9 protein-coding genes are annotated in these 12,530 nt (G+C 69.7%); 1 reads left to right on the top strand and 8 read right to left on the bottom strand.

The genetic code is table 11. From position 1 onward, the window contains the following. Positions 1-22: 22 nt before the first annotated feature. Entirely contained in the window at positions 23-1,534 is a 1,512-nt protein-coding gene (locus AB0J33_RS12745; protein WP_363612827.1) for a sugar ABC transporter ATP-binding protein, read from the bottom strand. Between the two features lie 525 nt (positions 1,535-2,059). On the opposite strand from AB0J33_RS12745, the gene AB0J33_RS12740 reads away from it, so the two are divergent. Then, positions 2,060-5,611 (top strand): ThuA domain-containing protein, encoded by a 3,552-nt coding sequence (locus AB0J33_RS12740; RefSeq protein ID WP_363612825.1) that lies wholly within the window; start codon positions 2,060-2,062, stop codon positions 5,609-5,611. A 120-nt stretch (positions 5,612-5,731) separates the two neighbouring features. On the opposite strand, the gene AB0J33_RS12735 is transcribed toward AB0J33_RS12740, so the two are convergent. The 7 genes from AB0J33_RS12735 to AB0J33_RS12705 all read right to left on the bottom strand — a co-directional run bounded on the left by AB0J33_RS12735 (position 5,732) and on the right by AB0J33_RS12705 (position 12,413). Beyond that, entirely contained in the window at positions 5,732-6,739 is a 1,008-nt protein-coding gene (locus AB0J33_RS12735) for an aldo/keto reductase (protein ID WP_363612823.1), read from the bottom strand. Next, positions 6,736-7,614, bottom strand: a complete 879-nt coding sequence (locus tag AB0J33_RS12730; RefSeq protein WP_363612821.1) for an amidohydrolase family protein — start codon at positions 7,612-7,614, stop codon at positions 6,736-6,738. The genes AB0J33_RS12735 and AB0J33_RS12730 overlap by 4 nt, the downstream gene beginning before the upstream one ends. Continuing rightward, positions 7,611-8,372, bottom strand: coding sequence for an SDR family NAD(P)-dependent oxidoreductase (locus tag AB0J33_RS12725; RefSeq protein WP_363612819.1), 762 nt, complete (start codon positions 8,370-8,372; stop codon positions 7,611-7,613). The genes AB0J33_RS12730 and AB0J33_RS12725 overlap by 4 nt, the downstream gene beginning before the upstream one ends. Continuing rightward, positions 8,369-9,394, bottom strand: coding sequence for an alcohol dehydrogenase catalytic domain-containing protein (locus AB0J33_RS12720; RefSeq protein WP_363612817.1), 1,026 nt, complete (start codon positions 9,392-9,394; stop codon positions 8,369-8,371). Before AB0J33_RS12720 ends, AB0J33_RS12725 begins: the two co-directional genes overlap by 4 nt. A gap of 106 nt (positions 9,395-9,500) precedes the next feature. Next, positions 9,501-10,724: a mandelate racemase/muconate lactonizing enzyme family protein gene (locus AB0J33_RS12715; protein ID WP_363612815.1), complete on the bottom strand. Its 1,224-nt coding sequence runs from the start codon at positions 10,722-10,724 to the stop codon at positions 9,501-9,503. 1 nt (position 10,725) lies between these two features. Then, a complete protein-coding gene (locus AB0J33_RS12710; protein WP_363612813.1) occupies positions 10,726-11,553 on the bottom strand; it encodes a carbohydrate ABC transporter permease in 828 nt (275 codons plus the stop codon). Beyond that, positions 11,553-12,413, bottom strand: a complete 861-nt coding sequence (locus AB0J33_RS12705; RefSeq protein ID WP_363612811.1) for a sugar ABC transporter permease — start codon at positions 12,411-12,413, stop codon at positions 11,553-11,555. The genes AB0J33_RS12710 and AB0J33_RS12705 overlap by 1 nt, the downstream gene beginning before the upstream one ends. Positions 12,414-12,530: the final 117 nt, after the last annotated feature.

Raw genomic sequence — 12,530 nt, 5'->3', positions numbered from 1 at the left:
AGGCCCGGCTCACTGCTCGCGCTCATGCGGCGGCCTCCCGGACGGTGCCGACCGCCAGCGCGACAACCTCCTCCTCGGTCGCGCCGGCGGGCAGCTCGCCCGCGACGTGGCCGTCCCGCATGACGACGATCCGATCACTCATTCCCAGCAGCTCCGGTAGATCGGACGAGATCATCAGCACGGCCGCGCCATCCCGGGCGAGGCGGCGGACGAGGTCGTGGATGGCCGACTTCGCGCCCACGTCGATGCCCCGGGTCGGCTCGTCGAAGAGCAGGATCCGCGGGTTGAGCGCGAGCCAACGGGCCAGCACGACCTTCTGCTGGTTGCCCCCGGACAGAAAACGGATCTCCTGGTCGTCGCCGGCACCGCGGATCTCCACGGCGGCCAGCAACTCGCGCACCCGGACGGTCCTCGCCGCCCTTCCGGACCGGGCAGCGAAGACGGCCCGGCTGGCCAGCAGCGCGTTGTCGAGCACCGACTGCCGGGGGACGATCCCCTCGCCCTTGCGGTCCTCGGTGACGTAGGCGATGCCGGCCCGCATCGCGGTGCGGGGTGAACGCAGTCGGACGGGCCGGTCGTCGAGCGTGACGTCGCCGGTCGTGAACGGCGACACCCCGAAGATCGCCCGGGCCAGCGCCGAGCGCCCGGAGCCCTGTAGGCCGCCGATGCCGAGCACCTCGCCGGCGCGCAACTGGAGGTTGACGTCGCGCAGCTTCCGGTTGCCGGCGTCGCGAAGGTTGAGCCGCACCGGGCCCCGATCGCCGGGGGCCGCCCGGTCCGGGTAGTAGCTGGACAGCTCCCGGCCGACCATGTGCCGCACCAACTCGTCGCCGTTGGTGGCCGCGGTGTCCACTGTGGTGACCCGCCGGCCGTCCTTGAGCACGGTGATCCGACCGGACAGGTCGAACACCTCGGCGAGCCGGTGCGAGACGTACAGCAGCCCGATGCCCCGCTCCTGGAGTCGGCGTACCAGCCCGTAGAGCAGCTCGACCTCGTGGTCGGCCAGCGCGGCGGTCGGCTCGTCCATGATCAGCAGCCGCGCGTCCAGCGCGAGCGCCTTGGCGATCTCGACGACCTGCTGTTGCGCGACACCGAGCTGCCCCACCCGGGCGTCGGCCGGCAACGTGGTCTCGCCGATCGAGGCGAGCAGTTGCCGGGTGCGGTCGAGCATGGCCCGGCGGTCGACCAGGCCACGGCGGACCGGCTCGTGCCCCAGGTAGACGTTCTCCGCGACGGTGCGCTCCGGAAGGAGGTTGAACTCCTGGTGGATGATGCCGACGCCGGCCCGTTGCGCGTCGCGCGGGCCGCGGAAGGTACGCGACTCACCGGCGAACTCGACGGTGCCCTCGTCCGGGGTGTAGCCGCCGGAGACGATTTTCATGAGGGTCGACTTACCGGCGCCGTTCTCACCGACGACGGCGTGCACCTCACCCGGCGCGACGTCGAGGTCGACACCGTCGAGAACGCGTACCCCGAGGAAGGACTTACCGATCCCGCGAAGGGTGAGTAACGGCACCGGCCGTGGGTCTGACATCCCGAAAGCCCTCACAGATAGTAGTCATCAACAAGGTTCGATAGGACTCTACGGCGGCTTCGACGCGCTGGGCATCGAACTTTCGTAGCCATCGACGGATGCTTACGTTCTTGTGTTGCGAACATTCCCTTGACATCGAGGAAACATCACACGTATGAAGATAGATGTTTGGTTGGAGGTCCGCAATCCTCGACCGGGGCTGATTGCCAGGGCCGCAGCTTGAGCGGCAGCGACGCCGCAGCAAGAGGGTCGATCACGGCCGCCGTCACCTGGGCAGGACGTCGGACGTTACTTCATTCATTGACAGTCACCTATTCCTAGCTCATCCTGACCCCGTGGATCAACGGACGAGACCCACAGCCAATATCACGCTGTGTGACGTCTCACGGGTCTGACTGCCGTCTTCGGCGAGCGGCACGAGGACCGACCACCACCCTCGTGCCGTCGCACGCGTCCAGGCACAACCTGACGTGCTGCGGGGCCCGTGGTCGCTATCGGAGTTGCCCGTCCAACCTAGGAGACGCCATGCGTCGCAACACACTGCTCATCTCGGTGATCGCCGGCCTGTTACTGGCACTCGGGCTCGCGCCACCCGCGTCGGCGGCCCCGGCCTTCCGCGCCCTGCTGTTCACCAAGACCGCCGGCTACCGGCACGACTCGATCCCCGCCGGGATCGCGATGTTCCAGCAACAGGCCGCGGCCAACAACTTCGAGCTGGTGCAGACCGAGGATTCGAGCGTCTTCACCGCCAGCAACCTGGCGACCTTCGACGTCATCATCATGTTCCAGACCTCCGGCATGGTGTGGACCTCGGCGGCCCAACGCCAGGCGGTGGAGGGTTACCTCGCCAGCGGCAAGGGCATCGTCGGCATCCACAACGCCACCGACATGGGCATCGAGTCCGAGTACCCGTGGTGGGACCAGACCATCAACGGCGGCGCCCACATGCCCGAGCACTCCCCCGGCGTGCTGCCCGGCACCGCCATCGTCGCCGACAAGCAGCACCCGTCGACGGCCGGCCTGCCGGATCGGTGGAACCGCAGCGAGGAGTGGTACAACTTCGACACCAACCCGCGCGGCAACGTGCACGTGCTGGTGACCGCCGACGAGCGCACCTACAACCCGGGCTCCCGGGCGATGGGCCCGGACCACCCGATCTCCTGGTGCCGTAACGCCGGCGGCGGGCGGGTGTGGGCCACCGCGATGGGACACGCGATCGACTCCTACAGCGAGACGAACTTCCGCAACCACGTTCTCGGTGGGGTCCGGTGGGCCGCCGGCAACGTCGCCGGCGACTGCGGCGGCACCGTCTGGGGCAACTTCGAGAAGCGCACCCTCGACGACAACACCGTCGACCCGATGGCGATGGGCGTGGCACCGGACGGCCGCGTCTTCTACGTCCAGCGCGGCGGCCAGGTGAAGATCTTCAAGCCCTCCACCAACACCACGGTGACCGCCGGCACGCTCAGCGTCTACACCGGCGGCGAGGACGGTCTCACCGGCATGGCGCTGGACCCCAACTTCGCCAGCAACGGGTACATCTACCTCTACCACTCGCCAGCCAGCAGCAGCACCGACGTCAATCGGGTCTCCCGCTACACGGTCAGCGGTGACACGCTGAACACGTCCAGCGGTGTGACGATCATCGACATTCCGGCGTACCGGGACCGCACCTTCCCGGAGCCCGGCCACACCGGCGGGTACATCAAGTTCGGTCCGGACGGCAACCTCTACATCGGCACCGGTGACGACACTCCGCCGAACCTCGACCCGAACTGGCAGGGCTACGCCCCGCTGGACTGGCGCTCGGGCAAGTCCAACCTGGACGCCGCCCGCAGCGCCGGTAACACGAACGACCTGCGTGGCAAGCTGCTGCGCATTCGCCCCGGAGCCAGCGGCAGCTACACCATCCCGTCCGGCAACCTCTACCCCCAGGGCACCGCGCAGACCAAGCCGGAAATCTACGCGATGGGCTTCCGCAACCCGTTCCGCTTCTCGATCGACCCGGCCAACGGGTGGGTCTACCTGGCCGACTACGGGCCGGACCGGAACCCGCCCACCACGAACCGTGGTCCCGAGGGCCTGGTCGAGCTCAACGTGATCAAGCAGGCCGGCAACTACGGCTGGCCGTTCTGCCACGGCGACAACCAGCCGTACGCGCCGTACAACCCGGACACCGGCGTGGTCGGCTCGAAGTTCAACTGCTCGGCACCGGTCAACAACTCGCCGAACAACACCGGCCTGACCAGCCTGAAGCCGATCGTGGCACCCAACATCTGGTACGGCTACGGCACCTCGCCGACCTTCCCGGAGCTGGGCTCCGGCGGCTCCGCGCCGATGGGTGGACCGATCTACCGGTACGACCCGGCCAACACCTCCGCGACGAAGTTCCCGCCCTACTACGACGGCGTGCACTTCTTCTACGAGTGGGCGCGCAACTACGTCAAGGAGGTGCACTTCGACTCCTCCTCGGCGGTGACCCGCACCAACCCGTTCCTGCCCAACACCCGGTTCAACAAGCCGATGGACATGGAGTTCGGCAAGGACGGCTCGCTCTACCTGCTGGAGTGGGGCACCAACTTCGGTGGCGGCAACAGCGACTCCGGGCTCTACCGGATCGACTACATCCAGGGCGGCCGGTCACCGATCGCCAAGGCCACCGGCACTCCCACCAGTGGTAGCGCACCACTCACCGTCCAGTTCAGCAGTGCCGGCACGGCCGACCCGGACCCGGGCAACACGCTGAGCTACCAGTGGACGTTCGGCGACGGCACCACCTCCACCGCGGCCAACCCGTCGAAGGTGTACACCGCCAACGGCAACTACACCGCGCAGTTGAAGGTCACCGACAACACCGGCAAGACGGGATTCGCCAACGTCCAGATCACCGTCGGCAACAGCGCGCCGGTGCTCACCATCACCACCCCGCCCAACGGAGGCATGCTCACCTTCGGCGACCGGGTGCCGTACCAGATCACCGTGACCGACCCGGACGGCGGAACGGTCGACTGCTCGAAGGTGTTCCTCAACCCGGCGCTGGGTCACGACGACCACGCACACGAGACCACCGAGTACCCGGGCTGCTCGGGGACCATCTCCACCGACCTGCTCGGCGGTCACCCCGACGGCGCCAACCTGTTCTACGTGCTGAACGCGCGCTACACCGACAGCGGTGGCGCGGGCGGCGCGGCGCCGCTCACCGGGACCGCACAGGCGATCCTGCAACCGAAGCACAAGCAGGCCGAGTACTTCAGCAGCCAGTCCGGGATCCGGGTCGTCGACCAGTCCGCGGCGGAGAGCACCAAGCGGGTCGGTGACATCTCCAACAACGACTGGATCGCGTTCAACCCGATGAGCCTGTCGGGCATCTCGACGGTCAGCTACCGGCTGTCGTCGCCGTCCGGTGGCGGCACGATCGAGCTGCGTGCCGACTCCCCGACCGGCACGCTGCTGGCCACCACCACGGTGCCCAGCACCGGTGGGTGGGACAACTACCAGTCCACGACACCGGTGAGCGTCGCCGCCCTCAGCGGAACGCACACGCTGTACATGGTGTTCAAGGGCAGCGGCAACAACTGGTTCGACCTTGACTCGCACACCTTCGGCGGCAACGGCGTCGGGACGCCCACCAACGGCGGCGGTGGTCTGGCCGGCAAGACCTACACGGTCACCGCCCAGCACAGCGGCAAGCTGATGGACGTCAGCGGTGTCTCCACCGCCGACGGCGCCCAGATCACCCAGTGGGCGTCCACCGGTGGCAACAACCAGAGGTGGCAGGCGGTCGACGCGGGCAGCGGTGCGGTATACCTCAAGGCGGTGCACAGCGGCAAGTGCGTCGAGGTGGTCGGCAGCTCCACCACGGCGGGTGCCTTCCTCCAGCAGGCCACCTGCAACAACGGCAACCAGCAGAAGTTCACCGCCACCGCGACGGGAACCTCCGGCGTGTACACGGTGCGCAACGTGCTGAGCGGGCTCTGCGTGGACGTCAACGGCGCGTCCACCGCCGACGGCGCCCGGCTGTTGCAGTGGACCTGCCACAGCGCCACCAACCAGCAGTGGCGGTTCACCGCCGTGTGACCGGCGGTTCTCGCTGACAGATGACGTCCCGGTCGGGACCGGTGTCCGAATATCGGAGCCGGTCCCGGCCGGGACGTCGTCGCATCCGCGGATGCGGAGGCAGAGGTTGGCGTCCGCCGGTCAGTCGGGCGTGACCGCGGAGTGCCGACCGGGCGGCGCGGCGAGCAGCCCGGCCGCCGCCAGTTCGTCCCACAACTCCTCCGGCACGACGACGCCGGACCGTCGCAGCGTCTCGACCACCTGCTCCTCGGTGCGGACGCCGACCACCGTCGACACCACGGCCGGCTGCCGGCGGACGAAGGCCAGCGCCGCCTGCGGGAGGGTCACCCCGTACGTCTCGCAGACCGCGGCGATCCGCCGCGCCCGCTCGATCAACTCGGCCGGGGCCTGCTGGTAGTTGTAGACGGCATCGGCCGGCGGCCGGTCCCGCGACAGCAGCCCCGAGTTGTAGACGCCCGCGATGACCACGCCCACCCCCCGACTCTCGGCGGCCGGCAGCAGGTCAGCGACGGCGCCCTGTTCGAGCAGGGTGTACCGGCCGGCGCACATCATCACGTCGACGTCGGTCTCCCGCACGAACCGCGCCAGCATCGCCGACTGGTTCATGCCGGCGCCGATGGCACCCACGACGCCCTGGTCCCGGAGCTCGATCAGAGCGGGCACGGCCTCGTGCGCGGCCTGCTCCCAGTGGTCGTCCGGGTCGTGCAGGTAGACGACGTCGATCCGGTCCAACCCGGTCCGGCCCAGGCTGGCCTCGATGGAGCGGAGCACGCCGTCGCGGCTGAAGTCCCACACCCGCCGGTGGGTCGCCGGCACGTCGAATCCGTCGGAGTCCCGAAGGTGCGCGTTCTCAGGCGACGGCACCAGCAGTCGTCCGACCTTCGTCGACACCACGTACTCGTCGCGCGGTCGGTGGCGCAACGCCGCGCCGAGTCGGCGCTCGGACAGCCCGAGACCGTAGTGCGGCGCGGAGTCGAAGTATCGGACACCCGCCTCCCACGCGGCGTCGACCGCCGAGGCGAACTCCTCGTCCGTCGTCGTCCGGTACAGGTTGCCACCCTGGGCCGCGCCGAAGCCCAGCTCGCTGAGCCGGATCTCCGGGCGGCGCGGCAGTGCGCGCGCCATCATGACGTCGCCAACCCGTAGACGCGGCGTGCCGTGGCCGCCCAGATGGCCGCCCGGTCGGCCTCGTCCTGGTCCGTCAGCAACTCCGCCAGGGTGTCGACCCACCGCTGGTACGAGCTGGCGAGCAGGCAGACCGGCCAGTCCGAGCCGAACATCAGTCGGTCCGGACCGAACGCGTCCAACGCGTCCTCGACGGCGGGTCGCAGGTCTTCCGGTGCCCAGTGCGCGATCGGCACCTCCGTCACCAGCCCCGAGAGCTTCGCCGTCGTGTTGGGTGCCGCCGCCAGCGCCCGCAGGTCCCGGCTCCACCCGGCCAACTCGGGACGGCCCAGCGCCGGCTTGCCGAGGTGGTCGAGGACGAAGCTCACCTCCGGCAGGTCGCGCGCGAGACGCGCGGCCATGGGGAGCTGGTGCTGGCGTACCAGCAGGTCGAAGACCAGGCCGGCGGCGCCCACCGCCGCGATTCCCCGACGGACGTCCGGACGGTCCAGGTACGCCGGGTCGGTCTCGGACTGCACGAGGTGGCGGATGCCGACGAGGCGTTCCCCGCCCCGGCCGGCGCGCAGCCGGTCGAGGCGGTCCGCGACGTCGGCGGCGGTCAGGTCCACCCAGCCGACGACCCCACGGACCAGGTCGTTCTCGGCCGCCACGCCCAACAGGTCCACCGTCTCGGTGTCCGAGGCGATGGACTGCACCACCACGGTCGCGGTGACTCCGGCCGCGCGGGCCGGCGGCGCGAGGTCCCCGGGCTCGAAGTCGGCGTCGATGGCCGCCATGGTCACCGGGTCGATCCACGGCTGCGGGTGCCGGGCGCGGACCCAGAGGTGGTGGTGTGCGTCGACGATCCCGGCGCGGCCGGGCTCCGGTGCGCCCGTCATCGGCCCAACCAGCCGCCGTCGACGGGCAGCACCACGCCGTTGACGTAGTCCGACGCGGTCGACGCCAGGAACACCGTGGCACCGCCGAGATCGTCGGCCCGGCCCCACCGACCGGCCGGGATCCGGCCGAGGATCGCCTGGTTGCGGTCGGGGTCGTCGCGCAGCGCCAGCGTGTTGTCGGTGGCGATGTAACCGGGCGCGATGGCGTTGACGTTCACCCCGTGCGCGGCCCACTCGTTCGCCAGCGCCTTGGTGAGGCCGGCCACCCCCGACTTGGACGCGGCGTACCCGGGGACGGTGATACCGCCCTGGAAACTCAACAGTGACGCCGTGAAGATGATCTTCCCTCGGCCACGCTCCACCATCGTCCGGCCGATCTCCCGGCTCAGGACGAACTGGCTGCTGAGGTTGACCTCGATCACGTGGTCCCACATCTCGTCCGGGTGCTCCGCGGCGGGGGTCCGGGCGATCGTGCCGCCGTTGTTCACCAGGATGTCGACCGGCCCGAGAGCGATGATGTCGCGAGCCAACCGGTGCACGGCAGCCCGGTCACCGAGGTCCGCCCGCAGCGCGGTGAACCGGCGGCCGGCGGCGCGCACGCGACGTTCGACCTCGCTGCCCTCCGCTTCGAGCTGAGCGGAGACGCCCACGATGTCGGCACCGGCCAGGGCCAGGGCCTCGGCCATGGCCAGGCCGATTCCGCGCCGTGCCCCGGTCACCACCGCGGTCCGTCCGGACAGGTCGAACAACGCCGTCACCGGTTACCCTCCCGCACATCGAGCAGCACCTTCATGACGCCGCCACCCTCCAGCGCCGCGAAGGCCGCGCTGGCTGACTCGACCGGCTCGACCCGGGAGATGAGCTGCCGTGCCGGGATCGCACCCGAGGCGACCAACCGGATCGCCTCCACCATGTCGTCGCGCTGATAGAGCCGGGCGCCGAGGAGTTCCAGCTCACGCCAGAAGAACCGGTGCAGGTTGACCTCCCGGGGCTGGGGATGGATCGCCACCATGACCAGCCGCCCGCGAGTGGTGAGGACGTCCACCGCCGTGGTGACGCCGGCCGCGGCGCCGGACACCTCGAAGGCGATGTCGGCGCCCGCGCCATCGGTACGGTCGTTGACCAACGCCACCACGTCGGTCGATCGCGGGTCGACGGTCTCGATGCCGATCCCTTCCGCCACCTCGCGCCGGAACGGGTCCAGCTCGACGAGGAGCACCCGCGCGCCGCGGCTGCGCGCGACGGTGGCGATCAGCACCCCGACCGGTCCGCCGCCGACCACGACCACCTGGTCGTCGGCGGTCACGTTCCCCCGGCGTACGTCGTGCACGGCGACGGCGACCGGCTCGACCAGCGCCGCGTGGTCGAGGGGCACCTCCTCCGGAAGCGGCAGGACCAGCTCGGCCGGCACGTTCCAGAAGGACTGCATGGCACCCGGCGAGTCGATGCCGAGGAAGTTCATCGAGTGGCAGACATGGGAGTTGCCGCGTCGACAGGCCGCACACCGGCCGCAGGGCCGGGTCGGCATCACGGTGACCGCCTGACCGACGTTCCAGCCGGTCACGTCGTCGCCGACGGCCGCGATCCGCCCGGACATCTCGTGCCCGATGATCGCGGAGTCACCGACCCGGGCGTCCATGTCGCCGTGGTAGATGTGCAGATCCGTACCGCAGATGCCGGTGTACGCCACCTCGATCCGCACCTGGCCGGGGCCCGGTGGCTCCGGGTCACGGTCCTCGATTCCGAGGTCACGCGCTCCCCGGTAGACGACTGCCTTCATCGATCCTCCGTTCCGACGGTCGGTACGTCCATCGTGCCGACCGGGCATGGCCGTGGGTGCACCGCCGTCGCGGTGCACCCACGCCTTCCCTGTTCTGGTGGTCAGCTCAGTGCCGTACGGTCGGCGACACCTCGTTGCGGGAGTTCAGCGGTACGGCCGGCACCTGGCGGGCGGGGATCACCCCGTCCACCCCGGCCAACAGCCGCCGACCAGCCCGCTCCGGCCGGACGTTGGGGCTGTCGGCCGTCTGCGCCTGCGGGCGGCGGTTGGCGGCCCGGATCCGCTCCTCGTCCACCCGCACGCCCAGCCCGGGTGAGTCGCCGAGGATGAAGGCACCGCCCTCGACGTGCAGGTCGATGGTGACGCCGACCGGTGGGCGCAGGTCCTGCAACTCGCTGGTCAGGTGGTTGGGCACCGAGGTCGCGGCGTGCAGCAGACCGACCGGGCTGTTGCCGATCGGGCTGACCGGCAGGTCGTGGGCATGGGCCAGGGCGGACGCCCGCAGGAAGTGGGTGACCCCCCAGACGGCCGCCATCTGGACGACATCGACCGCGCCGGCCGCGATCAGCGGACGGTACTGTTCGAGCCCGGTGAGGTTCTCGCCGGTGGCGACCGACGCGGCCACTCCCCGGCTGACCGCGGCGAGACCCTCGGCGTCCCAGCGCCGGACCGGCTCCTCGATCCAGATGAGGTCCAGGGTGCGTTCCAGTTCGCAGACGTGCCGGACGGCCTGCTTGCGGGTCCACGCCTCGTTGACGTCGAGCATCAGACCCGGCCGCCGACCGTGCCCGGCCTCGGTCAGGACCTCCTTGACCAGGCCGAGGCGGTGCCGGTCGCGCTCGATGTCGAGGCCGCCCTTGAGTTTGGCCGCGCGCAGGCCGTGGCTCGCGTAGACCTCGTACTCCGCGACGAGTTCGTCGTCGGTGAGGCCGATGTCCAGGCCGGACGCGTAGGCGGTGACCCGCCGGTCCCGCCCACCCAGCAGCCGCCACAGCGGTTCGCCGGCGGCCTGCGCCTTGATGTCCCAGAGTGCGGTGTCCAGGGCGCCGATGGTGCCGAACACCGGCCCGGCGTGGCCAGCCTTGAAGGTGTGCCGCAACATGCGGTCGTAGAGCGACGTCACGGCACGGGGGTCTTCACCCTCGATGGCTGGGAAGATCCGCTCGATCTCGACGTGCGGCCCGAGGCCGACTCCCGAGATGCCCTCGTCGGTGTCGACGATGACGATCGCAACCGGGACCACCCCGTCGGCGAACACACCGTTGGCGTCGCCGACCGGTCGGCCCCATTCCTGGACCGTGGTGAGGGTCCGATATCCCGTGATCCGCATGTCAACCCTTCGTGGAACCGGCGGCCACGCCGTCGGCAATTTGGCGCTGGAGGAACAGGTAGACCAACAGGACAGGTATCGCGGCGATGAGCACCCCGGAGGCGAAGTTCGGGATGTTGTCGGAGTACTGCCCCCGCAACGAGGTCACCCCGATCATGAGCGTCCGGTGCTCGGCCGAGGGCATCATCACCAGCGCCATGAGGACGTCGTTCCAGCAGAACAGGGCGTTGAGGATGCCAACCGACAGCAGCGCCGGCGTGCCCAGCGGCAGCATGATCCGGCGATACACGCCGTACACGGTGTTGCCGTCGATCCGCGCGGCGTCGACGATCTCCGGCGGGATGCCCTTGTAGTAACTCGTCATGAGAAAGACCGTGAAGGGCAGGAACTGGGCCACGTAGACCAGGATCAGCCCGGGGTACGTGTCGATGAGCGCCGTGTCGGCCATGATCCGGGCGAGCGGCACCATGATCACCTGGAACGGGATGAAGAGCCCCGCGAGGCAGCCCAGGAACAACGCCGACGAGCCGCGGAACCGCAGCTGGCTCAGGGCGAAGCCGGCCATCGACCCGAACAGCAGCAGCAGGAGCACCGACACCGTCACCACGAACAGCGAGTTGACGAAGTAGCGACCCATGCCGACGCTGTTCCACGCCGTGCTGATGTTCTCCAGGCGCAGCGCGTCGGTCAGGCCGAACCGGTCGAGGATGTAGTCACGCCGGGTCTTCATCGCGACGTTGGCGGTGAACAGCAGGGGGTAGATCGTCGCCAGGGCGAGCAGCGACATGGGGATGGCGATCAGCCACCGTCCCAGGCGGAGGCGGGACATCAGTCCTCCTTTCCGGATCGTTCGAGCAGCTTGATCTGGAGCAGCCCCACGACGAGCATGATCATGAAGAGGATCGTCGAGGCCGCCGACGCGAGCGCCGGGCGGTTCATCTGGCCCTGCTGCTTCCAGATGTAGAACTCCGGCAGGTACGTCGAGCCCTCCGGGCCACCGCTGGTCATCACGTAGAGGAGGCCGAACATCGAGGTCAGCATGCCGATCATCGTGGTCACGAAGACGAACTGGATGGTGCGCGAGAGACTCGGGACGATCACGTGCCAGACGACCTGGCGCAGCGTCGCCCCGTCCACCCGGGCGGCGTCCAGGAGCGCGGCGTCCAGCGTGGCGAAGCCGGCGAGGAACACCACCAGGGCCATCCCGAAGGTGGCCCAGATGTGCACGCCCACCACCATGAACATCGCGATGCCCGGGTCGCCGAGCCAGTCCACCGGACCGACGCCGAACGAGCCGAGGACGGCGTTGAGGGGGCCGTCGAAGGCGAGCAGCAGGTTGAAGATCGCACCGACGATGACCGGCGACAGCACCGCCGGGAAAAAGTAGACGCTGCGGTAGAAGCGGTGCCCCGGCACCCGAAGGTAGATGAACGTCGCGAGCAGACCGGGGATCGCCACCGCCACCGGCAGCAGGAGCACCAGCAGCCCGACGTTGCGCAGCGCGGTCTGGAACAGCGGGTCCGCGAACAGCTCGCGGTAGTTGCCGAACCCGACCGCCGTCCCGTTCTGCGCGCCGTCACCGGTGAAGGAGAAGTTGACGCCGAGGACCAGCGGGTAGAGCCGCAGCAGCACGATGATCAGGACAGCCGGGGCGACCAGGATGTAGGGGGCGTAGCGCTCGGCCCCCACGCCGCCACGGGTGCGACGGGGCCGTGCGCCAACCCGATGGGCGGCGGAGGTGACCGCCGCCCCGCCGGCCCGTCCGGCCGAAACCGGACGGACCGACGGTTGCGTGTTTCCCATCGG

The organism is Micromonospora sp. NPDC049645 (assembly GCF_040675155.1).
Taxonomy (GTDB): domain Bacteria; phylum Actinomycetota; class Actinomycetes; order Mycobacteriales; family Micromonosporaceae; genus Micromonospora.
Note: the sequence above shows the minus strand (reverse complement) of the source record. Positions and strands in the feature narration are given on the sequence as shown.

Excerpts from the sequence above, each read along its gene's own strand:
- AB0J33_RS12715 (WP_363612815.1), bottom strand. The coding sequence starts at position 10,724 with ATGCGGATCACGGGATATCGGACCCTCACCACGGTCCAGGAATGGGGC.
- AB0J33_RS12720 (WP_363612817.1), bottom strand. The coding sequence starts at position 9,394 with ATGAAGGCAGTCGTCTACCGGGGAGCGCGTGACCTCGGAATCGAGGAC.
- AB0J33_RS12735 (WP_363612823.1), bottom strand. The coding sequence starts at position 6,739 with ATGATGGCGCGCGCACTGCCGCGCCGCCCGGAGATCCGGCTCAGCGAG.
- AB0J33_RS12740 (WP_363612825.1), top strand. The coding sequence starts at position 2,060 with ATGCGTCGCAACACACTGCTCATCTCGGTGATCGCCGGCCTGTTACTG.
- AB0J33_RS12745 (WP_363612827.1), bottom strand. The coding sequence starts at position 1,534 with ATGTCAGACCCACGGCCGGTGCCGTTACTCACCCTTCGCGGGATCGGT.
- AB0J33_RS12730 (WP_363612821.1), bottom strand. The coding sequence starts at position 7,614 with ATGACGGGCGCACCGGAGCCCGGCCGCGCCGGGATCGTCGACGCACAC.
- AB0J33_RS12710 (WP_363612813.1), bottom strand. The coding sequence starts at position 11,553 with ATGTCCCGCCTCCGCCTGGGACGGTGGCTGATCGCCATCCCCATGTCG.